The sequence below is a fragment of the Marinobacter sp. CA1 genome (assembly GCF_020546665.1).
In the GTDB taxonomy this organism is placed as follows: Bacteria; Pseudomonadota; Gammaproteobacteria; order Pseudomonadales; family Oleiphilaceae; genus Marinobacter; species Marinobacter xestospongiae.
In genome coordinates this window covers 2,610,348-2,636,885 of sequence record NZ_CP071785.1, presented here as the reverse complement: position 1 = coordinate 2,636,885, position 26,538 = coordinate 2,610,348, and the positions used below count along the sequence as shown (strand labels likewise).

17 protein-coding genes are annotated in these 26,538 nt (G+C 60.8%); 16 read left to right on the top strand and 1 reads right to left on the bottom strand.

Annotation, left to right across the window (positions count from 1 at the left end):
- Nucleotides 1–3 precede the first annotated feature (3 nt).
- From sdhA to rluB, 11 genes are all read left to right on the top strand, one after another.
- Complete coding sequence (gene sdhA, locus J2887_RS12015; protein WP_227171369.1) at nt 4–1,776, top strand: succinate dehydrogenase flavoprotein subunit; 1,773 nt, start codon at nt 4–6, stop codon at nt 1,774–1,776.
- A 14-nt stretch (nt 1,777–1,790) separates the two neighbouring features.
- Nucleotides 1,791–2,495 carry a succinate dehydrogenase iron-sulfur subunit gene (locus J2887_RS12010; protein WP_227171368.1) on the top strand — a complete coding sequence of 235 codons (705 nt, stop codon included), beginning with the start codon at nt 1,791–1,793 and terminating at the stop codon, nt 2,493–2,495.
- Between the two features lie 319 nt (nt 2,496–2,814).
- Nucleotides 2,815–5,652 (top strand): 2-oxoglutarate dehydrogenase E1 component, encoded by a 2,838-nt coding sequence (locus tag J2887_RS12005; protein ID WP_227171367.1) that lies wholly within the window; start codon nt 2,815–2,817, stop codon nt 5,650–5,652.
- Nucleotides 5,653–5,677: 25 nt separating this feature from the next.
- On the top strand, nt 5,678–6,895 hold the full coding sequence (gene odhB / locus J2887_RS12000) for a 2-oxoglutarate dehydrogenase complex dihydrolipoyllysine-residue succinyltransferase (protein ID WP_227171366.1): 1,218 nt from the start codon (nt 5,678–5,680) through the stop codon (nt 6,893–6,895).
- A 55-nt stretch (nt 6,896–6,950) separates the two neighbouring features.
- Nucleotides 6,951–8,390, top strand: a complete 1,440-nt coding sequence (gene lpdA, locus J2887_RS11995; RefSeq protein WP_227171365.1) for a dihydrolipoyl dehydrogenase — start codon at nt 6,951–6,953, stop codon at nt 8,388–8,390.
- Between the two features lie 219 nt (nt 8,391–8,609).
- Nucleotides 8,610–9,776, top strand: coding sequence for an ADP-forming succinate--CoA ligase subunit beta (gene sucC / locus J2887_RS11990; RefSeq protein WP_227171364.1), 1,167 nt, complete (start codon nt 8,610–8,612; stop codon nt 9,774–9,776).
- The gene (gene sucD, locus J2887_RS11985; RefSeq protein ID WP_227171363.1) at nt 9,776–10,648 is read left to right on the top strand and encodes a succinate--CoA ligase subunit alpha; all 873 of its coding nucleotides are present in this window, start codon (nt 9,776–9,778) and stop codon (nt 10,646–10,648) included. Before sucC ends, sucD begins: the two co-directional genes overlap by 1 nt.
- 231 nt (nt 10,649–10,879) lie before the next feature.
- Nucleotides 10,880–12,094, top strand: coding sequence for a tryptophan--tRNA ligase (locus tag J2887_RS11980; RefSeq protein ID WP_227171362.1), 1,215 nt, complete (start codon nt 10,880–10,882; stop codon nt 12,092–12,094).
- A gap of 24 nt (nt 12,095–12,118) precedes the next feature.
- Entirely contained in the window at nt 12,119–12,961 is an 843-nt protein-coding gene (locus tag J2887_RS11975; protein ID WP_227171361.1) for a segregation and condensation protein A, read from the top strand.
- Between the two features lie 25 nt (nt 12,962–12,986).
- Entirely contained in the window at nt 12,987–13,655 is a 669-nt protein-coding gene (scpB, locus tag J2887_RS11970; RefSeq protein ID WP_227171360.1) for an SMC-Scp complex subunit ScpB, read from the top strand.
- Nucleotides 13,656–13,730: 75 nt separating this feature from the next.
- Complete coding sequence (gene rluB / locus J2887_RS11965; RefSeq protein ID WP_227171359.1) at nt 13,731–14,693, top strand: 23S rRNA pseudouridine(2605) synthase RluB; 963 nt, start codon at nt 13,731–13,733, stop codon at nt 14,691–14,693.
- A gap of 1 nt (nt 14,694) precedes the next feature.
- Here the strand turns inward: rluB and J2887_RS11960 are convergent, their stop codons facing one another.
- The gene (locus J2887_RS11960; RefSeq protein ID WP_227171358.1) at nt 14,695–15,627 is read right to left on the bottom strand and encodes a GGDEF domain-containing protein; all 933 of its coding nucleotides are present in this window, start codon (nt 15,625–15,627) and stop codon (nt 14,695–14,697) included.
- 344 nt (nt 15,628–15,971) lie between these two features.
- Between J2887_RS11960 and J2887_RS11955 the strand changes: the two genes are divergently transcribed.
- From J2887_RS11955 to J2887_RS11935, 5 genes are all read left to right on the top strand, one after another.
- A complete protein-coding gene (locus J2887_RS11955; protein WP_227171357.1) occupies nt 15,972–16,658 on the top strand; it encodes a GntR family transcriptional regulator in 687 nt (228 codons plus the stop codon).
- Between the two features lie 62 nt (nt 16,659–16,720).
- Nucleotides 16,721–20,215, top strand: coding sequence for a chromosome segregation protein SMC (gene smc / locus J2887_RS11950; RefSeq protein WP_227171356.1), 3,495 nt, complete (start codon nt 16,721–16,723; stop codon nt 20,213–20,215).
- Nucleotides 20,216–20,329: 114 nt separating this feature from the next.
- Nucleotides 20,330–21,358: a cell division protein ZipA gene (zipA, locus tag J2887_RS11945; RefSeq protein ID WP_227171355.1), complete on the top strand. Its 1,029-nt coding sequence runs from the start codon at nt 20,330–20,332 to the stop codon at nt 21,356–21,358.
- 65 nt (nt 21,359–21,423) lie between these two features.
- Nucleotides 21,424–23,463, top strand: coding sequence for an NAD-dependent DNA ligase LigA (gene ligA / locus J2887_RS11940; RefSeq protein ID WP_227171354.1), 2,040 nt, complete (start codon nt 21,424–21,426; stop codon nt 23,461–23,463).
- A 138-nt stretch (nt 23,464–23,601) separates the two neighbouring features.
- A complete protein-coding gene (locus tag J2887_RS11935) occupies nt 23,602–26,484 on the top strand; it encodes a hypothetical protein (protein ID WP_227171353.1) in 2,883 nt (960 codons plus the stop codon).
- Nucleotides 26,485–26,538 lie beyond the last annotated feature (54 nt).

Genomic DNA, 26,538 nt, shown 5'->3' with positions numbered 1-26,538 from the left:
TCGATGGCTAATATCAAAACTATTTCCTACGACGCCATTGTGATCGGCGGTGGTGGTGCAGGTATGCGCGCCGCACTGCAGTTGACCGAGTCTGGCGTTAATACCGCGTGTATCACCAAGGTATTCCCGACCCGTTCGCACACCGTGTCCGCCCAGGGCGGTATCACTTGTGCGATCGCCAGTGCTGACCCCAATGACGATTGGCGCTGGCACATGTACGACACCGTTAAGGGCTCCGACTACATCGGTGATCAGGACGCCATCGAGTACATGTGTTCGGTTGGTCCCCAGGCTGTGTTCGAGCTTGAGCACATGGGCCTGCCTTTCTCCCGTACCGAGCAGGGTCGCATCTATCAGCGTCCTTTCGGTGGTCAGTCCAAGGATTTCGGTAAGGGCGGTCAGGCCGCTCGTACCTGTGCAGCCGCCGACCGTACCGGTCATGCTCTGCTGCACACCCTGTACCAGGCAAACCTGAAGGGCGGTACCACCTTCCTGAACGAGTGGTACGCCGTTGATCTGGTCAAGAATGCCAAGAACCAGGTGGTCGGTGTTGTTGCTATCGACATCGAGTCCGGCGAAGTGGCCTATATCAAGGCCAAGGCGACCGTTCTGGCCACCGGTGGCGCGGGTCGTATCTACTCCTCCACCACCAACGCCCTTATCAATACCGGTGACGGTATCGGCATGGCGCTGCGCGCCGGCTTCGCGGTGCAGGATATGGAGATGTGGCAGTTCCACCCGACCGGCATCCACGGCGCTGGCGTACTGGTGACCGAAGGTTGTCGGGGTGAGGGTGGTTACCTGATCAACTCCGAAGGTGAGCGCTTCATGGAGCGTTACGCGCCAAACGCCAAAGACCTGGCTGGCCGTGACGTTGTTGCACGCTCCATGGTTCTGGAGATCCTGGAAGGCCGTGGTTGCGGTCCGGACAAGGATCACGTACTGCTGAAGCTGGATCACTTGGGTGAAGAGACTCTGAACCTGCGTCTGCCTGGCATCTGTGAGCTGTCCAAGACCTTCGCTCACGTCGACCCTGTGAAGGCGCCGGTGCCGGTTGTGCCGACCTGTCACTACATGATGGGTGGTCTGCCGACCAACGTTGGTGGTCAGGTTCTGGGCCAGAACGACAACGGCGAAGACGAAGTCGTCGAAGGGTTGTTTGCCTGCGGCGAGGCTGCCTGTGTGTCGGTCCACGGCGCCAACCGTCTGGGTGGCAACTCGCTGCTCGACTTGGTGGTGTTTGGTCGGGCCGCGGGTCTGCACATTGAGCAGATGCTCAGCGAAGGCTTTGAAACCGACGACGCCACCGAGGAAGAGATCAAGCGCGCGATGGCTCGCCTGGATCGTCTTGAGAGTGCGTCTGAAGGTGAGGATGTGGCTGAGGTTCGTAAGGACCTTCAGAACTGCATGCAGCTCTACTTCGGTGTATTCCGTGACGGGGAGAGCATGGAGAAAGGTCTGGACCTGCTCAAGCAGATTGGCGAGCGTGTCCGCAAGACCAAGCTGACTGACCAGAGCAAGGCGTTCAATACCGCACGTATTGAAGCGCTGGAGCTGGATAACCTTTACGAAGTCGCCTACGCGACAGCCGTTTCCGCCATCGAGCGCAAGGAAAGTCGCGGGGCGCACGCCCGTAACGACTTTACCGAGCGTGATGATGAGAACTGGCTGAAGCACTCGCTGTACTTCCCGCTGGATCAGCGGGTTGGCAAGCGCGACGTGAACTTCGCGCCGAAGACGGTCGACACGTTCGAGCCGAAGATTCGGACGTACTAAGGGGGGATTCAGTTATGTTGGTAAGCATCTATCGTTACAACCCGGAAACCGACAACGCGCCCTACATGCAGGACGTGGAGCTGGAGATTCCTGAAGGCAAGGACCTGATGGTGCTGGACGTGCTGGCACTGTTGAAGGAAGGTGACTCCACCGTTGCCTACCGTCGCTCCTGTCGTGAAGGGGTTTGCGGTTCCGATGGCATGAACATGAATGGCAAGAACGGTCTGGCCTGTATCACGCCGCTCTCCCAGGTGGTCAAGAACGACAAGCTGGTTCTGCGCCCGCTGCCGGGGCTGCCGGTCATTCGTGATCTGGTGGTGGATATGAGTCTGTTCTACAAGCAGTACGAGAAGATCCAGCCTTACCTGGTCAACGATACGCCGCCGCCGGCCATCGAGCGCCTGCAGACGCCGGAGGATCGTGAGAAGCTGGACGGTTTGTACGAGTGTATTCTGTGTGCCTGCTGTTCCACCTCGTGCCCGTCCTTCTGGTGGAATCCGGACAAGTTTGTGGGCCCGGCGGGTCTGTTGCAGGCCTACCGCTTCCTGGCGGACAGCCGTGACACGGCTCAGGCTGAGCGTCTGGCCGGTCTTGATGATCCGTTCAGCGTATTCCGTTGCCGTGGCATCATGAACTGTGTCAGCGTGTGTCCGAAGGGTCTTAACCCGACCCGTGCCATCGGTCACATCCGCAATCTGCTCCTGCAGCGCGCCACCTAAGCTGCAGCCTGCCAAAGACCGGCTATACTGATCTGGTATTTCGCTGGCGACCCTCTCGAAGACCGCGCAACGGGGCGCGGTCTTCAACCAAAGGCTTATGGTCAAAGGTAGTAAGGGGGTTCAGACTACGAAAGCCGTGACGTGGACCTGACAGGTTTCGTCGCGGCTTTACTTAGTATAAGAAACCACGAGGACCGGGCATCGCCCGAGCTTGCTGTGGTGGCTACAGTCGATCCCGTAAAAACCCGTATTGACTGTGCAATACCCCTGGCCGACCATAGTTAGCTCCCTCGCACCAGCCCAAGGTGAGCTATTCAAAATGCATGAAAGCATAATGGAGCAGTTATGGCAGACTTCCCACCTGCAGGGAGGAAATCTGGCCTATGTTGAAGAGCTTTTTGAAACCTACCTGACCGATCCCAATTCGGTTCCCGAAGAATGGCGCAGCTATTTCGACAAGCTGCCCAGTGTCGACGGCCATCAGGGTCCCGACATCAACCATTCTTCCATTCGTGAACAGTTTGAACACATCTCACGCAACCAGCGTGCCCTGTCTGCCAACGGTGTTCCGGCCAGCGCCACCTCCGACGCCGACAAGAAGCAGATCCGTGTCCTCCAGCTGATCAACGCATTCCGCTTCCGCGGCCATCAACAGGCCACGCTTGACCCTCTCGGGGTTATGGTCCGTCCGCCTGTTGAAGATCTGAGTCTGTCGTTCCATGAGCTTTCCGACGCCGACCGTGATCTGGAATTCCAGACCGGGTCCCTGAATTTCGGCGCCGAAACCATGAAGCTCGGCGATATCGTCGATGGCCTGCAGGAAACCTACTGCGGCAACATCGGCGCGGAATACATGCATGTGGTGGATACCCGCATCAAGCGCTGGTTCCAGCGCCGCATGGAACCGGTTCGCTCCAAACCGGACTACGAGGTCACCACCCGACGCCACCTGCTGGAACGACTGACCGCTGCGGAAGGCCTGGAGAAGTATCTGGGTTCCCGTTACCCCGGCGTCAAGCGCTTCGGGCTGGAAGGGGGCGAAAGCCTGATTCCGTGCCTGGACGAGCTGATCCAGCGTGCGGGCAGTTACGGCGCCAAGGAAATTGTCTTGGGCATGGCGCACCGTGGCCGTCTGAACGTGCTGGTCAACACTCTGGGCAAGAATCCCAAGGAGCTGTTCGACGAGTTCGAAGGCAAGAAGATGGCGGCCTCCGGCTCTGGTGACGTCAAGTACCACCAGGGGTTCTCGTCCAACGTGATGACCGAGGGTGGCGAAGTGCATCTGGCGCTGGCGTTCAACCCGTCTCACCTGGAGATCGTGTCGCCGGTGGTTGAGGGCTCCGTGCGTGCCCGTCAGACCCGCCGTGACGACCAGGATGGCACCCAGGTACTGCCGATCATCATGCACGGTGACGCGGCGTTTGCCGGTCAGGGCGTGGTGATGGAAACCTTCCAGATGTCCCAGACCCGTGGTTACGGTGTCGGCGGCACCATCCACATCGTCATTAACAACCAGGTCGGCTTCACCACCAGCAAGCAGGAAGATGCCCGTTCGACGGAATATTGTACCGACGTCGCCAAGATGGTTCAGGCGCCGATCCTGCACGTTAATGCCGACGATCCGGAAGCCGTGCTGTTCGCGTCCCAGATTGCGATGGACTTCCGTCATGAGTTCAAGCATGACGTAGTTATCGATCTGGTTTGCTACCGCCGTCGTGGCCATAACGAGGCTGACGAGCCATCGGCAACCCAGCCGATCATGTACGACAAGATCCGCAAACTGAAAACCACTCGTGATCTCTACGCCACTCAGCTGCAGGAGAAGGGCGTGATCAGCGCCGATGAATCCAAGCAGATGGAGCTGGATTACCGCGATGCGCTGGATAACGGCGAGCACGTGGTCAAGTCATTGGTGAAAGAGCCCAACACCGAGCTCTATGTGAACTGGTCGCCGTACCTGGGTCATGAGTGGACCGCCAAGTGCAAAACCAGTGTGGCGCTCAAAACCATCCAGCGTCTGGGCAAGAAGATCTCCCAGGTACCGGAAGGGTTTTCGGTACAGCGTCAGGTCTCCAAGATTGTCGATGACCGCAGCAAGATGACGGCGGGTGCTCTGCCGATCAACTGGGGTTATGGCGAAGTGATGGCCTACGCCACCCTGCTGAACGAAGGCCACCCGATTCGTTTGACCGGTCAGGACGTGGGGCGTGGTACCTTCTCCCACCGTCACGCCGTGCTGCATAACCAGAAAGACGGTTCGACGCACATTGCGTTGCAGCAACTCAAAGAGAACCAGCCGGATTTCGATATCTACGACTCGCTGCTGTCTGAAGAAGCAGTCATGGCGTTCGAATACGGTTACGCCACCACCACGCCGGACGCCCTGATCGTCTGGGAGGCGCAGTTTGGTGATTTCGCCAACGGTGCCCAGGTGGTGATTGACCAGTTCCTGACCAGTGGTGAGCACAAGTGGGGACGCCTCTGCGGCCTGACCCTGCTGTTGCCCCATGGCTACGAAGGTCAGGGGCCGGAGCACAGCTCGGCCCGTCTGGAGCGCTTCCTGCAGCTGTGTGCCGAGCACAACATCCAGGTGTGTGTGCCGACCACGCCGGCGCAGGTATTCCACATGCTCCGTCGCCAGGTGAAGCGTCCGCTGCGCAAGCCGCTGGTGGCGATCACGCCGAAGAGCCTGCTGCGCCACAAGGAAGCCACCTCCGGTCTGGACGACCTGACCGAGGGCACCTTCCAAACTGTACTGCCGGAAAAAGAGCCGACCGATCCGAAGAAGGTGAAGCGTCTGATCCTGTGCAGTGGCAAGGTCTATTTTGATCTTCTCGAGAAGAAGAAAGCAGATGAGCGCGAGGACGTGGCCATTGTTCGTATCGAGCAACTGTACCCGTTCCCTGCGGACGATCTGGATGAACTTCTGGCCTCCTACACCAAGCTCAGGCACGTGGTCTGGTGTCAGGAAGAGCCGATGAACCAGGGCGCCTGGTATTGCAGTCAGCACCATATGCGCAATGCGCTCCAGCGCCTGAATCCCAAGCTGTACCTCCAGTATGCCGGTCGTGAGGCGTCAGCTGCCCCTGCCTGTGGTTACACCTCGGTTCATATCGAGGAACAGAAGCAGTTGGTTAACGACGCGTTTGAAATCTGACGAGCTACCGAACTAAGGATCCGAGATGTCAACTGAAATAAAAGCCCCTGTTTTTCCCGAGTCGGTTGCTGAAGGCACCGTCGCGACCTGGCACAAGCAGCCTGGTGAGGCCTGTTCCCGGGACGAGCTGATCGTCGATATCGAAACCGACAAAGTCGTCCTCGAAGTGGTTGCTCCGGCTGACGGTGTAATCGAGGAAGTGATCAAGGGTGAAGGCGATACCGTCGAGAGCGGCGAAGTCATTGCCAAGTTCAAGGAAGGTGCAGCTGGCTCCGCTCCGGCTGCCGAGTCCAAAGACGCGCCGGCCGAGAAGGCGGAAGCCGAACAGGCGCCTGCAGCGGCCAGCGGTGATGCAGTGCTGAGTCCGGCGGCCCGCAAGCTGGCGGAAGAGAAGGGCGTTGACCCGTCCGCTATCCAGGGCACCGGCAAGAATGGCCTGGTGACCAAGGAAGACGTTCAGAAGCACGTTGACGGCGCCAAGTCTGCGCCTGCCGCTGCGCCGGCGGCTGCCGCTGCACCGGCCGCCCCGGTTGCTGCCGGCGAGCGTCCGGAAAAGCGGGTACCGATGACCCGTCTGCGCTCCAGCATTGCCAAGCGTCTGGTCAGTGCCCAGCAGAACGCCGCCATGCTGACCACCTTCAACGAAGTCAACATGAAGCCGCTGATGGATCTGCGCAAGCAGTACAAGGACGGCTTCGAGAAGCGTCATGGCATCAAGCTCGGTTTCATGTCCCTGTTCGTCAAGGCGGCCACCGAAGCGCTGAAGCGTTTCCCGATGGTGAATGCCTCCATCGACGGTAATGACATGGTCTACCACGGTTACCAGGACATTGGCGTTGCCGTGTCCAGCGACCGTGGCCTGGTGGTACCGGTTCTGCGTGACACCGATGCCATGGGTCTGTCCGATATCGAGAAGAAAATCGTCGAATATGGCACCAAAGCCCGTGATGGTAAGCTCGGCATCGAAGAAATGACCGGCGGCACCTTTACCATTTCCAATGGTGGTGTGTTCGGTTCCCTGATGTCCACGCCGATCCTCAACCCGCCGCAGACGGCAATCCTGGGTATGCACAAGATCCAGGAGCGTCCGATGGCGGTGAACGGTGAAGTGGTGATTCTGCCGATGATGTATCTGGCATTGTCATACGATCACCGTATGATCGACGGAAAAGAAGCAGTTCAGTTCCTGGTGGCTATCAAGGAGATGGTGGAAGATCCGGCGCGGATTCTGCTGGACGTTTGACGCCTGCGGGCGTCTACACCACCGTTACTCAACGAATCGGAAAACAGGATAAGACATGTCTGACAAGTACGACGTTATCGTCATTGGTGCCGGCCCGGGCGGCTACGTGGCAGCGATCAAGGCGGCCCAGCTGGGTCTGAAAACCGCCTGTGTGGAAAACTGGACCTCAGACGATGGCAAGCAGGTACTGGGCGGTACCTGCCTGAACGTGGGCTGTATCCCCTCCAAGGCACTGCTGGAGATTTCCCACAAGTTTGAGGAAACCCGCGACCATTACGCCGAGCAGGGTATTGAGGCCACTGGCGTCGATATCAATGTTGGCAAGATGATGGAGCGCAAAGACGGCATCGTTAAACAGCTGACCGGCGGTATTGCCCAGCTGTTCAAGGCCAACGGCGTCACCCCTCTGCACGGCCGTGGCCGTCTGCTGGCGAACCGTCAGGTGGAAGTGACAGATAATGATGGCAAGGCCAAGACCTACGAAGCCGAGAACGTCATCATCGCCACCGGTTCCAACCCGATTGAGATCCCGCCGGCGCCGCTGAAAGACGGCTTCATTGTTGACTCCGAGGGTGCCCTGGAGTTTGACGAAGTGCCCAAGCGCCTGGGTGTGATCGGGGCCGGTGTTATCGGTCTCGAACTCGGCAGCGTCTGGGCGCGTCTGGGTTCCGAGGTTACCGTGCTGGAAGCGCAGGACACTTTCCTGCCGGCGGTTGACCAGCAGGTCGCCAAGGACGCCCTCAAGCAGTTCAAGAAGCAGGGCCTGAACATCAACCTGAAAGCCCGGGTTACTGGCACCTCCGTCAAGCGCAACCTGGTGTACGTCAACTACGAGGACACCAAGGGTGAGCAGGAGCTGAAGGTCGACAAGCTGATCGTTGCTGTGGGCCGTCGCCCCAACACCGACAATCTGCTGGCGGCTGACTCCGGTGTCAACCTGGACGAGCGTGGTTTCATCTTCGTCGATGAAACCTGCAGTACCGACGCTCCGGGCGTGTGGGCGATCGGTGACGTGGTACGCGGACCGATGCTGGCTCACAAGGCCTCTGAAGAAGGTGTCATGGTTGCTGAGCGCATCGCCGGGCACAAGCCGCAGGTCAACTACGACTGCATTCCGAACGTGATCTACACCGCGCCGGAAGTGGCCTGGGTCGGTAAGACCGAAGAGCAGCTCAAGTCCGAGGGCGAGGCCTACAAAGTGGGTACCTTCCCGTTCGCGGCCAACGGTCGTGCCATGGCGGCCAACGCGGCGTCCGGTCTGGTCAAGATCATTGCTGATGAGAAGGCCGATCGGATTCTGGGTTTCCACGTGGTCGGGCCGCAGGCCTCCGAGATCGTGGCTCAGGGTGTGATTGCGATGGAATTCGGCTCAACCGCCGAAGACCTGGCGCTGACCTGTTTTGCCCACCCGACTCTGTCCGAGTCCGTCCACGAGGCGGCTCTTGGGGTCAACGGTGGCGCGATTCACGTCGCCAACCGTCGCAAGAAGAAGTAACGCCGTTCGCGGAACAGGGGCGCCAAAGTCGGCGCCCCGTTGCCATTAAGGTGGCGTTCTCGAACGTGTTTCGGCCGGCAGGGGTGATCCCCCGTGGGCCATACCGGATTCGCGTACAGGTACCTGTCGTGATCAGACCCCTGGGTGTGATGCCGACAGGATCTGGCGGATTCAAATTCCGTATATGGTTATCCTCCATCAATAAGCGGGACAAAAACTATGAATTTGCACGAATATCAGGCCAAGCAGCTGTTTGCTGAGTACGGCCTGCCAGTATCCAAGGGCATTGCCTGCGATACCCCCAAAGACGCGGCAGCTGCGGCGGACGAAATCGGTGGCGACGGCTGGGTTGTGAAAGCCCAGGTTCACGCCGGTGGTCGCGGCAAGGCTGGTGGTGTGAAGCTGGTCAAGAGCAAGGACGAAATCCGTGCCTTCGCCGAGAACTGGCTGGGCAAGAACCTGGTCACCTACCAGACCGACGAGAACGGTCAGCCGGTCAGCAAGATTCTTGTTGAGTCCCTTACCGACATCGATCAGGAACTGTACCTGGGTGCGGTTGTAGACCGTGGCACCCGTCGTATCGTGTTCATGGCATCCACCGAAGGTGGTGTCGAGATCGAGAAAGTGGCTGAAGAAACCCCGGAGAAGATCCTCAAGGCTGAGATCGATCCGCTGGTTGGCGCACTGCCGTACCAGGGTCGCGAGCTGGCCTTCAAACTGGGCCTGCAGGGCAAGCAGATTGGTCAGTTCACCAAGATCTTCATGGGTCTGGCGAAACTGTTTGAAGACCACGACCTGGCACTGCTGGAAGTGAACCCGCTGGTAGTGACTGACGAAGGCGATCTGCACTGCCTCGACGCCAAGATCAACGTCGACAGCAACGCCCTGTACCGTCAGAAGAAAGTCCACGAAATGCACGATCCTTCCCAGGAAGATCAGCGTGAGGCCGATGCGGCCAAGTGGGAACTGAACTACGTGGCACTGGAAGGCAACATTGGTTGCATGGTTAACGGCGCAGGCCTGGCCATGGGCACCATGGACATCGTCAAGCTGCACGGTGGCCAGCCGGCCAACTTCCTTGACGTAGGTGGCGGCGCGACCAAAGAGCGTGTCACCGAGGCGTTCAAGATCATCCTGTCTGACGACGCGGTTCAGGCGGTTCTGGTAAACATCTTCGGCGGCATCGTTCGTTGCGACATGATTGCTGAAGGCATCATCGGTGCGGTCAAGGAAGTGGGCGTCAAGGTTCCCGTGGTTGTCCGTCTCGAAGGTAACAACGCCGAACTGGGCTCCAAAGTGCTCGCAGAGAGCGGCCTGAACATCATCGCTGCAACCAGCCTGACGGATGCTGCAGAGCAAGTCGTTAAAGCTGCGGGAGGTAAGTAATGAGCGTCCTGATCAACAAAGACACCAAAGTCATCTGCCAGGGTTTCACCGGTGCCCAGGGCACCTTCCACTCTGAGCAGGCCATCGAGTACGGCACCCAGATGGTTGGTGGTGTCAGCCCCGGTAAGGGCGGAACCGAGCACCTGGGCCTGCCGGTTTTCAACACCGTTCGCGAAGCCGTTGAAAAGACTGGCGCAACCGCAACTGTGATCTACGTACCGGCGCCGTTCTGTAAAGACGCCATCGTAGAAGCTGCCGACGCAGGCATCGAGCTGATTGTCTGCATCACCGAAGGCATCCCGACCATCGACATGCTGTACGCCAAAGAGTACGTCGATCAGAAGGGCGTTCGCATGATCGGGCCGAACTGCCCGGGCGTGATCACGCCGGGCGAGTGTAAAATCGGCATCATGCCGGGTCACATCCACAAGCCGGGCAAGGTTGGTATCGTGTCCCGCTCTGGTACCCTGACCTACGAAGCGGTCAAGCAGACCACTGATCACGGTTTCGGTCAGTCTACCTGTATCGGTATCGGTGGTGACCCGATCCCGGGTTCCAACTTCATCGACATCCTCAAGCTGCTGCAGGAAGATCCGCAGACTGAGGCTATCGTGATGATTGGCGAGATCGGCGGTACTGCCGAGGAAGAAGCCGCAGCCTTCATCAAGGCCAACGTCACCAAGCCGGTGGTATCCTACATCGCCGGTGTGACTGCGCCTCCAGGCAAGCGTATGGGCCACGCTGGCGCCATCATTGCCGGTGGTAAGGGTACTGCGGACGAGAAGTTCGCTGCTCTGGAAGATGCTGGTGTTAAGACCGTACGCAGCCTGGCTGACATCGGTGACGCTCTGAAGGAAGTGACCGGCTGGTAACAGCGTCGGTGCACTGACCAGAAACCCCCGCAGCCCGGCTGGCCCGGACTGCGGGGGTTTTCTGCTTTCTGGGGTTCCTTCATAGGCGTGCTGGCGTTAACCTCGCGCATACAACCGTCTATAATGGTCGGTCTGCCTTTTCTCAGGCCCGATCCAGTAAGATGGCAGCAAGAAGTGCTGACTGTTCGTCCGCTGTTTCGCCAAGATCCCGAAATGTAAGGAGTCCATGCATTGAGTTCTGTTGATTCCCAGCAACGTGTGCTGTCAGGAATGCGCCCGACCGGCAAGCTGCACCTTGGTCACTACCATGGTGTGCTGAAGAACTGGGTCAAGCTCCAGCATGAGTATGAGTGCTTTTTCTTTGTCGCGGACTGGCACGCGCTGACGACCAACTACGACAACCCCGAGTCCATCGAGAACAGCGTCTGGGATATGGTGATCGACTGGTTGGCGGCTGGCGTCAACCCTGGCTCGTCGACCCTGTTTATCCAGTCGAAAGTGCCTGAGCACGCCGAGCTGCACCTGCTGCTGTCGATGATCACCCCGCTGGGCTGGCTGGAACGGGTGCCCACCTACAAGGACCAGCAGGAAAAGCTTCGCGAGAAGGATCTGGCCACCTATGGTTTCCTCGGTTACCCACTGCTGCAGAGCGCTGACATCCTGATGTACCGGGCCGGCAGAGTGCCGGTTGGCGCGGATCAGGTGTCCCACGTTGAGATTACCCGGGAAGTCGCCCGACGGTTCAATCACCTGTACGGCCGTGAGCCGGGGTTCGAGGAGCAGGCGGAGAGTGCCATCGTCAAGATGGGCAAGAAGAACGCCAAACTCTATCGGAATCTCAAGAAGCGCTATCAGGAAGAGGGCGATCTGGAGGCACTGGACACTGCCCGTGCGCTGCTCAAGGAGCAACAGAACATTTCGTTGGGCGACCGGGAGCGTCTCTACGGCTATATTGAGGGTGGCGGAAAGGTGATTCTGCCGGAACCTCAGCCATTGCTGACGCCGGAGTCCAAAATGCCCGGGCTGGACGGTCAGAAGATGTCCAAGTCCTACGGCAACACCATCGGTCTGAGGGAAGAGCCCGACGCCGTTGCGCAGAAAATCCGTACCATGCAGACCGACCCGCAGCGGGTGCGGCGAACCGATCCTGGCGAGCCGGAGAAATGCCCGGTGTGGGGATTGCACGGCGTCTACTCCGATGAATCCACTCAGGCGTGGGTACAGCAGGGGTGTCGCAGTGCCGGTATCGGCTGTCTCGATTGTAAGAAGCCACTGATCGACGCCATCGTTGAAGAGCAACGGCCTCTGCACGAGCGGGCCCGTGAGTACGAGGACAGCCCGGATCTGGTGCGTTCAATCATTGAGGAAGGCTGCGAGCAGGCGCGGGACGCTGCACGCGATACCCTTGAAGAGGTGCGCACGGCCATGGGCCTGAGTTACCGCTAACCGATTTTTCGACCTGGATACCCCATGACTGAAGAGCTGGCCAGCGAGCACAGTGCAGTGGCAGGCGCCGAGCCGGAAGCGGCGGAGGCGTCTGATGCCGTGGCACTGGTGGCCGGCAAACCGCTGGTCGACCTTCCCAAGGATCTCTACATTCCGCCGGATGCGCTGGCGGTGTTCCTGGAAGCGTTCGAAGGGCCTCTGGATCTGCTGCTGTACCTGATTCGGCGGCAGAACATGGACATCCTCGATATCGATGTCAGCGAAATCACCCGTCAGTACATGGAATACATCGAGGTGGTGGAGGCCATGCGCTTTGAGCTGGCGGCGGAATACCTGGTCATGGCGGCGACCCTGGCGGAGATCAAGTCACGGATGCTGTTGCCTCGCCAGGAGAGTGAAGACGAGGAAGAACTGGACCCGCGCGCCGAGTTGATCCGCCGCCTGCAGCAGTACGAGCGCTTCAAGAAGGCCGCGGAAGACATCGACCAGCTTCCCCGGCAGGATCGGGATAGCTTTTCCGGCTCGGCGGCTTTGCCCAAACTGCCAAGCAGCCAACCTCATCCCGATGTCGAGATGAGGGAGATGCTGCTGGCGTTGCAGGGTGTACTGAAGCGGGCGGACCTGTTCACCAGTCATCAGGTCGAACGGGAGAAGCTGTCCACCCGGGAGCGCATGTCGGCAATCCTCTCGGCGCTCAGTGGCGAACACTTTGTCAGCTTCGAGGCGCTGTTTACCCCGGAAGAGGGCAAGCTTGGGGTGGTGGTGACTTTCCTGGCAACCCTGGAGCTGGTCAAGGAACAGCTGATCGAGGTGGTCCAGGCCGAGGTGCTGGGCCCCATCCATGTACGGGCGAGGGCGGTGGACTAGCCGCCCGACAGACGATCCAAGAGCTATGACTGAAGAAACCATCCAAAGGCTGCAGGCCATTGTGGAAGCGGCCCTGCTGGCTGCCGGCAAACCGCTGTCGATGGATCAGCTGGTGGCGCTGTTCACCGACAACGACCGTCCCACGCGGCAGGCGTTGGAGCATGCACTGGCGCGGTTGGAAGAGGCCTGTGAGGGTCGTGGCTTCGAACTGCGCAAGGTCGCCAGTGGCTACCGTCTGCAGGTGCGGGAAGAGTACGCGCCGTGGGTTGCACGGCTGTTTGAGGAAAAACCGCAACGCTATACCCGGGCGCTGCTGGAAACCCTGGCGCTGATTGCCTACCGCCAGCCCATCACCCGGGGCGAAATTGAGGAAATCCGGGGGGTTACCGTCAGCAGTAACATTGTGCGCACGCTGATGGAGCGGGAGTGGGTTCGCGTGGTGGGTCATCGGGATGTGCCCGGTCGGCCGGCGATGTATGCCACCACCCGCCAGTTTCTGGACTATTTCAATCTCCGCAGTCTGGATCAGTTACCGCCCCTGTCAGAGGTGCGGGATCTGGAAGACATTGGTCGGGAGATTGAGCGCAACATGCAGGGCGAAATCCAGTTTGATGCCGCCGCCGGGGACGCTCCGGATCAGGCGGCCAATGAACCGGGCGCCGGCACCACCGAGCCAGACCCGACGCTGCACTGATCGCCCGCCGCAACCATACTGACTACCACCGCTGGGGCAATGTCGCCCTGGCCCGATCGACGAAGGTAACGATTCATGTCATCACATCATTCCCGGCCCAAGGCTGCTGAACCGGCTACTGCCGGCCCCGAGCGGCTGCAGAAACTGCTGGCCCGAGCCGGCCTGGGTTCCCGTCGGGAAATCGAGTCCTGGATCGCCGAGGGCCGCATTAAGGTCAACGGCGAGGCGGCCATTACCGGCCAGAAGGCCACCACCGAAGACCGGGTCGAGCTTGACGGTCGCCGGGTGGACCTCAGTTCGGCGGCGGAAGTAACCCGTCGGGTGCTGGTCTACAACAAACCCGAGGGCGAAGTCACCTCGCGTCAGGACCCGGAAGGCCGGCCGACGGTGTTTGATCGGCTGCCACGGTTGAAAGACCAGCGCTGGATCGCGGTGGGCCGGCTCGATATCAACACCACAGGACTGATGCTGTTCACCACCGATGGTGAGCTGGCCAATCGCCTGATGCACCCCTCCCACGAGATTGACCGGGAATACGCCGTACGTATTTTCGGGGAAGTGGATGAGGCAATGATTGCGCGACTCAAGGAAGGGGTGTTGCTGGAAGACGGCATAGCCCGCTTCAGCGACATTGCCGAAGCCGGCGGCAGCGGGCTGAATCGCTGGTTCCACGTCACCCTGATGGAAGGGCGTAACCGGGAAGTGCGACGTCTGTGGGAGTCCCAGGGGGTGAAAGTCAGTCGCCTGAAGCGGGTGCGCTACGGGCCGATTTTCCTGCCCAGCCGTTTGTCCGTGGGGCGTTGGGAAGAAGCCGGCCAGAAGGCGGTAGACGACCTCAGTCGCTCGGTGGGTCTGGAGTCGGTGGCGATTCCGGCCAAAACGCCGGGAGAGAAAGCCGCCCAGGATCGTCAGCGCCGGAAGCAGCCGCCCAAGTCTGCCCGTCGTACCGGCGGTAAGTGGCAGGTCAGTGGAACCCGACCGTCGTCTGGTAAAGAGGGCGGCAAGGGCCGGGGCAAGCCCAGTCGCAAGCCGCGTTAGTTCAGATAATGCGGTCCGACACCCGGGTCTGGTTGCGGCCGCGGGATTTGGCGCGATAGAGCGCCTCGTCGGCCCGTGCCTGCCATTGTTCCGTATCTTCGCCTTTCTGGCGGGTAGCGACCCCCAGGCTGCAGGTAATGGCAACGTCCTGTTCGCCGCAATTGAGTGAAAAACTCGATACCCGGGCGCGGATGCGCTCGGCGACCAGGCGGGCATCGTTCTCGGTGGTGTGGGGCAGCAGGATGGCGAATTCCTCGCCGCCGAAGCGGAAGAGGCCGTCAGAGCTGCGGATGGCCTGCTCAATCTGCGCGGCGGCTTCCTGCAACAGGTGATCGCCAATGATGTGGCCGTGGGTGTCGTTCACCCGCTTGAAGTGGTCCAGATCGCACAGAATCAGGCTGTACTCTTCGCCGTGGCGGTCGCCGCTGGAGCAGGCCTTCAACAGTGACTCGTCCAGCGCCCGCTTGTTGGGTACGCGGGTCAGGGCGTCGGTCAGGGCGGTTTGCTGCATGGCGGCAAACTGGCAGGCGTTGCGGATTGGGCAGATTGCCACCGACAGCAGCTGCTCGATGGCGGCCAGCTCCTCTTCGGCAAAACGACGGCGGCGGTTGATGGTGATCAGACCGTAGCTTTCGCCTTCCAGGTTGAGGCGGTACTCGCAGTGGTGCTGGCCACCGAGACCGATGCTGAAAACCATCTCCTGACGGCCGATGCGGTGCCGGTAAGTCAGTTGGTCATACTCGACCAGCTCCTTGAGGCTGTCGGCAAACATCGCCACCTGCTGATCCAGGATCAGGGTGGTCCCCAGGCGCCGACTCAAACGGAGCAGGGGGTTGTCGCTCTGCTGCCATTCCGTGGTGGCTTGCCGCAAGTTGGCCAATTGGTCCGTGGCCTTGCTGATACGGGCAATGCTGGGGGTGTGTTTGCTCGACATGGTACATCCTCGAAGTGATCTGCTCCTGTTAAAGCAGACTTTGTGCCAGTACCAAATAAGGCATTATTATCAGCCTGATAAGTCCGGGTCTTGATAAGCTTCCAAGGATTTCCAGGGGCGGTTGACGGTTATTTGACGCAAAACCGGCGGCACATTGCCGGTGCAGGGTGGCAGAAAACCGACGCCAGCCCTGCCGGCGGAAAAATTGCCCCAGGCACTGGGGCCGAAACCTGGCTGTGGTACACTTTCGGCCCACTATCGGAGCTGGTTTTGCCGGCATCCGGCAAAAACATGACGCCCGCCAACCGGGTTAGCCAAACATTCAAAGGACAGCGTTCAGACCCATGCAGTTCCAGGCACCGGAAAGTCTTTCCGAACAGATCGCCCAACATCTTGGCCAGCGCATTATTACCGGTGTGCTGGTGCCGGGTGAGCGGGTTCAGGAACTCAAGGTGGCCGGTGAGCTGGATGTCAGTCGTGGCTCGGTGCGCGAGGCGCTGTTGATTCTTGAGCGCCGCTACCTGGTGGAGATCTTTCCGCGTCGGGGGGCGGTGGTGTCCCGGCTGACTCCCTCCCTGGTCAACAGTCTGTATGACATCTATATCGAGCTGCTGTGCATGCTTGGCCGCAAGGTGCTTGAGCAGTGGTCGGCGGAAGACCTGGCCGGCCTGTTTGCTGCCATGGATGAACTTCAGCGCACTCTGAAACAGACGGCCGGGCCGTCGGACGATGACGGTATCCACCGTGTGGTGGGCGCCGGCTTCGGGCTGATGCGCTATGCCTATGGCCTGGTGGACAACCCCTTTCTGGAGGAAACCCTGGAGAACTTCCGTCCCGCCATCAGCCGCACCTACTACGTGGCCATGGAGGGATACCAGGGGGGCACCGACAATACCCAGCAGTTCCTGCAGGAGCTGACGGCTGCCGTGCAGCAGGGCGATGCGGATGCGCTGGATGCGGCCATTCGCCGTTTTGGTGAGCACCAGCGCCGTCAGGTACTGGCTATTCTGGAACAGGAAACGACCGCCTGAACCGGCCCACGACCGGCCTGCCGCCGGTTGCCTGACTCGCCGAGAGAACGAAGACTACCGACATGCGCCTCAAATCGATCAAACTGGCTGGTTTCAAATCCTTCGTGGACCCAACCACGGTGCCGTTCCCGACCAACATGACCGCCGTGGTCGGGCCAAATGGCTGTGGCAAGTCCAACATCATCGACGCCGTGCGCTGGGTCATGGGCGAGAGTTCCGCCAAGTACCTCCGCGGCGAATCCATGACTGACGTGATTTTCAACGGCTCGAGTGCCCGCAAGCCCGTGGGTCAGGCGTCGATCGAACTGGTGTTCGATAACGGCGACGGCTCGGCACCGGGGGAGTTCGCGCAGTTCGCCGAAATCTCCGTCAAGCGCCGGGTTTCCCGGGAGGGCCAGTCCGAGTACTTCCTCAATGGCTCCAAATGCCGGCGTCGCGATATCACCGATCTGTTCCTGGGCACCGGACTGGGGCCTCGCAGCTACGCCATTATCGAGCAGGGCATGATCTCTCGCCTGATCGAGGCCAAGCCTGAAGAGTTGCGGATTTACATCGAGGAAGCGGCCGGTATCTCCAAGTACAAGGAGCGTCGTCGAGAAACCGAGAACCGGATCCGCCGCACCCAGGAGAACCTGGAGCGTCTGACAGACCTGCGGGAGGAGCTGGATCGTCAGCTTCAGCACCTCAAGCGCCAGGCCCAGTCAGCGGAAAAGTACAAAGCCTACAAACAGGAAGAGCGGCAAAAGAAAGCCGAACTGACGGCGTTGCGATGGCAGTCACTGGATAGCGACCTGCAGACCTGGCGCGGCAAGATCAGCGAAACCGAACTGGAACTGGAACGGCTGTTGACGGAGCGGGTGAGCCTGGAGTCCTCCCTGGAGTCGCTGCGGGAGAGTCATCACGAGCGCACCGAGCACTTCAACAAGGCCCAGGCCCGCTACTATGAGGCAGGCGCCGACATTGCCCGCATTGAACAGAGCCTGGAGCATCAGCGCGAACGCGGTCGCCAGGCGGCAACCGAACTGGATCAGGCGCTCGCCAACCAGCGCGAGCTGACCCGTGAACTGGAGCAGGACGAGGCCAAGCTGACCGGCATTCAGGAAGAAGTCGACATGCTGGAGCCGGAGCAGGAGGCGCTGTCGATGCGCTCCGAGGAATCCGGCGAGCAGTTGCAGCAGGCGGAAGAGGCCATGTCTGAGTGGCAGCAGGGGTGGGAGGCCTTCAGTGCCCGGTCCTCCGATGCCCGACGGCAGGCCGAGCTGGCGCAGTCGCGCATTCGCTCACTGGAAGATGCCATCGAGCAGCTGCGCCAGCGCCAGCAACGCCTGAGCGAAGAGCAGACACTGCTGGAAGGTCAGCTGGACCGGGAAGAGCTGGAGTTGCTACAGGAGCAGGAAGAGACCCTGCTGATGCAGCGGGAAGAGGCCGCCGAACGGATCGAAAGCATCAACGATCGCTACCAGCAGGTCCGTCAGCAGTTGCGGGACGCCGACCAGGTGGTGGTGGAGCAGCGCCAGCGGGCCCAGACCCTCCGGGCCACGCTGGAGTCCCAGCAGGCGCTGTTGGATGAACAGCTTGGCAGCGGCGATGAGCCACTCCAGCAGTGGCTGACCGAGCATGGGCTGATTGATCTGCCGCGAATGGCGCAACAGTTGTCCATCACACCAGGGTGGGAATTTGCCGTTGAGCAGGTTCTGGGGCAGTTCAGCCAGGCGGTCAGCGTCGGTGATCTGAACGCCCTGGAGCAGGCGTTAGCCGGTGCGCCCAAAGGTGTGGCTCTGGTTACCACTGACGCAGAAACCGACGCCAGACCTGGCACCCTGCTGGATCAGGTCGGCCAGGCCGGCGGTCTGACCACCATGCTGACGGCGATCCGCACTGCTGACTCTCTGGAGCAGGCACTGCAGCAGCGTGATCAACTGCCGCCGGGAGAGTCCATCGTCACCCGGGAGGGCATCTGGCTGGCTCGCCACTGGCTGCGCATGCCGGACTCCGATGCCGGCCAGATGGGGGTGCTGGAGCGCCAGAACAAACTGGAGCAGTTGCAGTCGGACCTTGATCTGGCCGAAACGGCTCTGGCGGATGGCGAAGAGCGATTGCTGCAGGCCCAGGAAGCCCAGGAGCGGATGGAAGCTGAACGCGAGGAGGCCCAGGCCAGTCTGGCCGAGGCTGACCGGGAGCGCTCCGGCCTGGCGTCACAGATCAGCGCCCTGCGGGCCCGCAGTGAGCAGATCGATGCCCGCCTGCAGCGCATCCGCGACGACATCGAAGACGTGGCCGAGCAGCAGGTGCTACAGCGCGAACAGCTTGATGAGCAGCGCGAGGAATGGCAATTGGCGCTGGCCGAGAGCGAAGACAGCGACGAGGAAAAAGAGCGCCTGCTGGAACAGCGTGACCGGCTGCGGGAAAACCTCGACCGGTTGCGTCAGGATGCCCGTCACGACCGGGATCACGCCCATCAGTTGCAACTGCAGTTGCAGTCCCTCCACAGCCAGCGTGACGGCCTGAAGCAGACCATCGAGCGGATGCAGATGCAGAAGGAGCGCCTGGAAGAGCGGGTGGACGTGCTGCGGGAAACCCGGGAGAGCGCGGAAGAGCCGCTGGAAGACCTGCAGATGCAGCTGGAAGGCCTGTTGGAGCGGCGCCTGGCAGAGGAAGAAAAGCTTTCCCGGGCCCGGGACGCGCTGGAAGACATCGACCGGGAAGTGCGGGAAAAAGAGCAGGGCCGTGGTGGAGCGGAGCACCGAATTCAGGACGTTCGCGGGCAGCTGGAAAAACTGAAAATGGAAAGCCAGGCGCTGGAAATCCGTGCCGGTAATCATGTGGAACAGTTGCAGGAGCTCAATGTCCGACTGCGGGATGTGCTTGAGGCGATGCCGGAGGAGGCCACTGAAAAGGACTGGGCCGAGGAGCTTGAGAAAATTGGTGCCCGCATCCAGCGTCTGGGGGCCATCAACCTTGCCGCGATTGAGGAGTACCAGGTCCAGAGTGAGCGCAAGACCTACCTCGATAGCCAGCATGAAGACCTGATGGAAGCGCTGGAAACCCTCGACAATGCCATCCGCAAGATCGACCGGGAGACCCGCCAGCGTTTCAAGGAGACCTTTGATCAGGTCAATGGTGGTCTGCAGGCACTGTTTCCCAAGGTCTTTGGGGGTGGTAACGCCTATCTGGAACTGACCGGTGAGGACCTGCTGGAAACCGGGGTTGCGATCATGGCACGCCCGCCCGGCAAGAAAAACAGCACCATCCATTTGCTGTCCGGTGGTGAGAAGGCGCTAACCGCCATCGCTCTGGTGTTCTCCATCTTCCAGCTCAACCCGGCACCGTTCTGTATGCTGGATGAGGTGGATGCGCCGCTGGACGATGCCAACGTGGGTCGTTACGCCAATATGGTCAAAGAGATGTCTCAGCATGTACAGTTTATCTACATCTCCCACAACAAGATCGCCATGGAGATGGCGGATCAGTTGATGGGGGTGACCATGCACGAGCCGGGATGTTCCCGGTTGGTGTCGGTGGATGTGGAAGAGGCGGCCGCCCTGGCGGAGGCCTGAGCAAACGCCAATATTATGACAATCACGCCATCTGGCCCGGTGGCGCGTTGTATTCATTGCGGGCTTTTCATAGAGTATCGACGATCAGCGGATTGCAGACAGGACAGCGTCATTATGTCACTTAGGGAATGGTTAATAGCCATAGGTACCCTGGTTATTCTTGGTATTGTTATCGACGGTCTCCGTCGCATGCGCCGTGCCCGTAAGGAGTCCATGGCCATTTCATCCGGTATGGGCGCCAACGAGCTTGAGGAGTCGCCACTGGACCAGGAGTTCAATCCGGAGCTGCCCAACGGTGGGGCCAGAACCATCTCCAGGGATACCCTGGAAGAGCGTGGCTACGTCAAGAAGTCGACGAAGAGCCGGTTCGGCAAAACCACGCCAAAGCCGACTCGCCCGGTTTATACCGCAGAGAGTGACCCTCAGGCCCCGCCAGCCAGTGAGCCGGAGCAGGAGATTCCGCAGGAGCCCTGGCCCCGGGAAGAAGAGCACGAGGCACTGGAGAGCGGCTGGAGCGCGCTCGACGATGAGTCAACAGCCGAGCCCCAGCCCCAGCCTGAGCCCGAACCCGAGCCGATGCAGACGGACGACGTGCAGCCAGAGCCACAGACGGCACCCGCAGCCGGGGAGTTGAGCGATGTGGAGGAAGATACCGCCCGCCGGCCGGCGGCCGATCCGGACCAGCCGCCGGCCGGCGCCAACCGTCCCGAGGCTCAGGAAGTCATTGTGATCAATGTGCTGGCCAAGGCCGACAGCGATTTCCAGGGTGGCGCACTGCGCAAGCTGTTTGATGCCTGCGGCCTGTTGCACGGCGATATGGGGATCTACCATCGCCACGAGTCTTCGGATACCCGCAGCCCGGTGCAGTTCAGTGTCGCCAACGCCGTGGAACCCGGCACCTTCAGCCCGGCGGACATGGCGCAACAGTCCACGCCGGGCATCAGCTTCTTCATGAGTCTGCCCGGGCCATCCAATGCCCTGCAGGCGTTCGATTTCATGCTGGAGACCGCCCAGTGTGTGGTGCACAATCTGGGCGGGGAGCTCAAGGATGAACGTCGCAGCGTCATGACCGGCCAGACCATCGAACACTGTCGACAGCGCATCCGCGAATACGAACGCAAGCGGCGGTCGCGACCGCACTGAGCGCGCGATGGCCAAACAACGCCCGGGACCCCCGGGCGTTTTTGATTCAGTTTCAGGATTACACCATGACCCAAGGCGAGCCCAGCGTAGCCGAGCAGATGGATGAACTGCGACGGCAGATTGATGATCACAACTACCGTTACTACGTGCTGGATGATCCCGGCATACCCGATGTTGAGTATGACCGGCTGTTCCGTCAGTTGCAGGCGCTGGAGGCGGAGCATCCCGAGCTTGTCACCTCTGATTCTCCCACCCAGCGGGTCGGTGCCGGTGGTGACACCACGTTTGAGTCGGTCACCCACCGCATCCCTATGCTGTCGCTGGACAACGCCTTTGATGAAGAGGAGATGCGAGAGTTTGATCGCCGCATCCACGATCGCCTGGAGACGGACGAGGTGGTCGAGTACGTGTGTGAACCCAAGTTGGATGGTCTGGCGGTCAGTCTGCACTACCAGAATGGCGTTTTGACCCGGGCGGCCACCCGGGGCGACGGCTACGTTGGTGAGGACATCACCGGCAATGTGCGTACCATCCCCTCGGTGCCGCTGAAACTGAGAGGGGAGCAGGTGCCGGACCAGCTTGAGGTGCGCGGTGAGGTGTACATGCCCAAGGCCGGCTTCGAGCGGCTCAACAAGAGCCTGGCGGAGCAGGGTGAGAAGACCTTCGTGAACCCCCGCAACGCCGCCGCAGGCAGTCTGCGCCAGAAGAACCCCAAGGTTACCGCCCGCCGGCCACTGGAGATGTGCGCCTACAGCGTGGCGGTGCCGGATGAAGGGGTGTTGCCGGATACCCAATGGGATTGCCTGCACCAGGTGCGGGAGTGGGGCTTTCGCACCAACCCGGAAATGCGGCTTGCCGACGGTGTTGAAGCCTGTTTGGAGGCCTATGAGGACCTGCTCGCCAAGCGGGCGGACCTGAGCTATGAAATCGACGGCATTGTGTTCAAGGTCAATCGCCTGGACCTTCAGGCCCGGCTGGGTTTTGTTTCCCGCGCGCCACGCTGGGCCATCGCCCACAAGTTTCCCGCCGAGGAGGCGCTGACGGTGCTCGAGGATGTCGAGTTCCAGGTGGGGCGGACCGGCGCGGTGACGCCAGTTGCCCGTCTGAAACCAGTGTTTGTCGGTGGTGTAACGGTGAGCAATGCGACCCTACACAACATGGACGAGATTCGCCGTCTGGATGTGCGCATCGGCGATACGGTGTTCGTCCGGCGTGCGGGTGATGTCATTCCCCAGGTGGTTAAAGTGGTGGCCGACAAGCGCCCCGACAATGCCGGGGAGATTGAGCTGCCGGACCAGTGCCCGGTGTGTGATTCCGACGTGATCCAGGTGGAGGGCGAGGCCGTGGCCCGCTGCTCCGGTGGTCTGTTCTGTCCGGCCCAGCGCAAGGAGGCCATCCGCCATTACGCTTCCCGCAAGGCTCTGGACATCGAAGGGCTGGGCGACAAATGGATCGACATTCTGGTGGATCGGGAGTTGCTGAAGACCGTGGCGGACATCTACACCCTGCGCAAGGGCGACCTGCTGGGGCTTGAGCGCATGGGGGACAAGTCCGCCAGCAACCTGATCGCCGCCATCGATGCCAGCAAGACGCCGGAGCTGTGGCGGTTTATCTACGCGCTGGGCATCCGTGAAGTGGGTGAGGCCACCGCCAAGGGGCTGGCCAGGCACTTCGGTACCCTGGAGGCCCTGGCCGGGGCCGATGAAGAAGCATTGCAGGCGGTGCCTGATGTTGGCCCCATCGTGGCCGGGCACGTACGCAGCTTCTTTGATCAGCCCCATAACCAGGAGACCATCGCTGCCTTGAGAGCCAACGGAGTGCAGTGGCAGGAAGAAGAAGTGGCCGCTGATGCCGACGCACGCCCGCTGGAAGGCCAGACCTGGGTGCTGACCGGCACCCTGACCGAGATGACCCGCAGCGAAGCTAAGGAAAAGCTGGAGGCTCTGGGTGCCAAGGTCGCCGGCAGCGTGTCCAAGAAAACCGCTTGCGTCGTAGCCGGTGAAGCGGCAGGCTCGAAGCTCGCCAAGGCCGAGTCACTGGGGCTTGAGGTGCTTGACGAGGCCGGTTTTGTCGCTTTCCTGGCCAGTCACGGCCAGAACGGCTGATCGGGCCAGCAGTGCTGCTGATTAGAATCTGAGAACTCGCGCAGATAGCCATCGGGGTTTATTCATTACCATGGTGGCTATCTGTAACGGTGTGTAACACGCCGTCCGATAACAATAATCTGCCAAACGGATGTATGCATGCGTGCCGATTTCCCTTCCTGCCCTGGCCGTCGTCGTGCGGTCCCGCTTCTGACCATCGTCGCCCTGGCCAGTCTCGCCGGGTGTAAGACCGAACAGTCCTCCGATGATCCCAAGGTGATTGGTGTGCCGCCACCCACGGCCTATCTCGGGGTGGAATACGCCTACAACTTTGGCGCCGATGGCGGTGATCGCATCCTGGATTACTCGCTGAGCAATGCGCCCACCTGGCTGGGGCTGGAAGACACCAGCAACAAGGCGCGTCAGGGCATCATCATGCGCGGTGTGCCGGGCATCACCGGTGGCGAACGCGGCCCGGAGGATCTGGGCAAGACCGAGAACATCACCCTGCTGACGACCGATGGCGACCGGGTCGGACTGCAGCCGTTCTCCATTGAGGTGCGGGAGAACGAGATCAGCATGGCTGCTGCCAGTGTGGTGGAAGGCACGGCGGACGACAGCGATCTGGGCGATCCGGATGCCGACAGTGATGATGACGCTGATAGCACCGATGACGACACCCCGAGCACGTACTGCGAGCCGCCGGTGATGGCCTCCGGCCGTCATACCTATACCCGAAACCTGTACGGCGAGGATGGCAGCCTGGCTGGCAGTGAAGAGCGGACCGAAGTCACTGAACCGCTGGCGGTCAAGGTGACTCTGGAGCAGCCGTCCGTCATTCCGGTGACCATCGCCTTTGAACTCGACAGCGGATTCCAGCCCGAGCGCTGCGATAACGGCGTGTCGGCCCCCCATCAGCAGTGCGAATACGGCCAGGACAATCGCAACCAGGCCATCATCGGGCGTGATGTGGTGCTGTGGGGCAGCAACAGCGCGGATGATCTGCCAGTTCCGGAGTACCTGCAGTATCTGCCTGATGACGATGGCCACTACACTCGGGGGCTTATCACCCTGGCGCCGGGAATCACCGAGTGTTACATCCGTCTTGAGGTGATCAACGACACCGTCGCAGAGCAGAATGAGACTTTCCGGGTCAGCATGACCGAGGTTCGTGAGGGGCTGGCCAGCTTCGGCAACGATACCGATCTCGATCTTGGCCTGAGTATCGAGGACGATGAGCCACGGGCGATCCTGGAGACCCTGCAGGGCAACAGTCGTGACGTGATCAATGCCGGAGGCGGTGCTGAGTTCGTCAGCCCGGAGTACCGGGTCACACTGGACGGCAAGCGGGACACCACCTTTTCTGTTCAGCTCAACGGTGGCGAGGCTTCCACTGCCCTGATTGAAAATGACTACCGCATCCAGGTTCGTGACGGCAACGGCCAGTGGCAGAACAGCCGCCGGCTGGATTTCCCCGCCGGGGAGCTGGAGCGCCGCTTCCGCCTGGTGGTGCCGGCGAACTACAGCAATTTGTTGGCGAATGACAAGTTTGCCAACCTGGTGATCGATCAGGTCTATCAGGCCGGCCGGGAGAACTTTGCCGGTGCTGTGCCGGACACCGCTTTGCGAGTGTCACTGAATGAGCTGACCGGGGTAGCGCCGGTGGCAGAGGAGTCGGATTTTGTCGCTTCTGACCTGCTGGTTGCTCACGATGGTCGCAGCTTTGTTGCAGGGTATCGCCGCAGTGATGGTGCACCGATGGTGCGGATATTTGATCGGCTGGGGCAGCCTTCCCTGGGCGAGACCGTTTTCCCGAACGTGGCAGTTGCAGCCGAAGCGCCCCCGCTGCTGAGCTTTCAGGAGGAGCGGGTGGGTGAAGACACCCTGCGTTCACTGCTGGTGACCTGGGGCACCCGAGATGCCCTGGCGGGACAAACCAATGCTGGCGGCATCGACCTGGTGACCGTGCTGTTCCGTTTCGACACGGCGGCGCAGCCACCGGCGTATGTGGAGACGTGGCGCATTCAGAGTGGCAGTGGGGGTGACGACATTCCCCGCTGGGTGGGGCTGACCGAAGAGAACACCGTGATGATTACCGGTGAGACCACCGGAGCCTGGCCGGAGCAGAGTGCGGCGGGTGGCGTTGACAGCTTTGCCCAACGGATCGACAGCAACCTGGAAGGCGACACGCTGGTCCCTGAGGTGGCGTGGACCGAGCAGGGCGGTTCCGGTCTGGATGACCAGGTGGTGGGTGGCAGCCTGTTCCAGAACGGTGTGCTGCTGGCGGGCAGCTCCGCCGGTGCCGTGGCCGGTGAATCTCAGCTGGGCGGTCAGGACCTGTATTTCTACGACGTACTCGACGCCAGTCAACCGCTGGATGTGACTCAGGTGGGCACCGAGGCGGATGACAACGGCACGGCCATGGTGCTGGACGACAGCCTGCTGTGGCTGCTGGGTAATTCCCGCGGATTGTATGCAGCCGAAGAGGCCGGTGATGATGATGGTGGCAATGGTGGCGGTGAGTTGACCCTGGTGCGCACGGCAACCAACAGCCAGGCCGGCTTCCTGTTGCGCTACTCGCCCTCCGGGTTGCTCAACGGCGCAATTGCCCTCAACGATGCCGACGATGTTGCAACGGAGGCGTTCCGGGTTGCGGCGCTGCTGGATGGCGACGTCATTGTCGCCGGCAGTAGCGACGGCGTTTTTGCCGAAGATGCCAGCAATCCTCAGGGGCAGCCTCAGCCGGTGCTGGCCCGCATTACCCTTTCCCGCACCCAGGACGACGATGACGATAGCGGTGACGGCGATGATGGTGACGACGGCGATGACGGAAACGGCGATGACGATGGTGGTCAGAACGAAGAGATCGGTGAGGTTGTCTGGCGCAGTCAGGCCGCCATCGATAACGCCACCGTTGTGCGTCTGGGCGAGTACCGCAACGAGGAGATTACCGCGCTGGTGGAAAGCGGCAACCCAGGCAATCGCCGCTGGCATCTGGTGCTGTTCAGCGGCGACGGTCGGCAGCTCAACGCGGGGCCCTGAGCCACCAAACCGTCACCAGTACGCCTAGCTCTTCGGGTTGTCAGTGCTCAGTAA

Coding starts and splice junctions, on each gene's coding strand:
- zipA (WP_227171355.1), top strand. CDS start 20,330: ATGTCACTTAGGGAATGGTTAATAGCCATAGGTACCCTGGTTATTCTT.
- J2887_RS12010 (WP_227171368.1), top strand. CDS start 1,791: ATGTTGGTAAGCATCTATCGTTACAACCCGGAAACCGACAACGCGCCC.
- sucC (WP_227171364.1), top strand. CDS start 8,610: ATGAATTTGCACGAATATCAGGCCAAGCAGCTGTTTGCTGAGTACGGC.
- smc (WP_227171356.1), top strand. CDS start 16,721: ATGCGCCTCAAATCGATCAAACTGGCTGGTTTCAAATCCTTCGTGGAC.
- scpB (WP_227171360.1), top strand. CDS start 12,987: ATGACTGAAGAAACCATCCAAAGGCTGCAGGCCATTGTGGAAGCGGCC.
- J2887_RS11955 (WP_227171357.1), top strand. CDS start 15,972: ATGCAGTTCCAGGCACCGGAAAGTCTTTCCGAACAGATCGCCCAACAT.
- sucD (WP_227171363.1), top strand. CDS start 9,776: ATGAGCGTCCTGATCAACAAAGACACCAAAGTCATCTGCCAGGGTTTC.
- sdhA (WP_227171369.1), top strand. CDS start 4: ATGGCTAATATCAAAACTATTTCCTACGACGCCATTGTGATCGGCGGT.
- odhB (WP_227171366.1), top strand. CDS start 5,678: ATGTCAACTGAAATAAAAGCCCCTGTTTTTCCCGAGTCGGTTGCTGAA.
- J2887_RS12005 (WP_227171367.1), top strand. CDS start 2,815: ATGCATGAAAGCATAATGGAGCAGTTATGGCAGACTTCCCACCTGCAG.
- J2887_RS11975 (WP_227171361.1), top strand. CDS start 12,119: ATGACTGAAGAGCTGGCCAGCGAGCACAGTGCAGTGGCAGGCGCCGAG.
- J2887_RS11935 (WP_227171353.1), top strand. CDS start 23,602: ATGCGTGCCGATTTCCCTTCCTGCCCTGGCCGTCGTCGTGCGGTCCCG.
- rluB (WP_227171359.1), top strand. CDS start 13,731: ATGTCATCACATCATTCCCGGCCCAAGGCTGCTGAACCGGCTACTGCC.
- lpdA (WP_227171365.1), top strand. CDS start 6,951: ATGTCTGACAAGTACGACGTTATCGTCATTGGTGCCGGCCCGGGCGGC.
- ligA (WP_227171354.1), top strand. CDS start 21,424: ATGACCCAAGGCGAGCCCAGCGTAGCCGAGCAGATGGATGAACTGCGA.
- J2887_RS11960 (WP_227171358.1), bottom strand. CDS start 15,627: ATGTCGAGCAAACACACCCCCAGCATTGCCCGTATCAGCAAGGCCACG.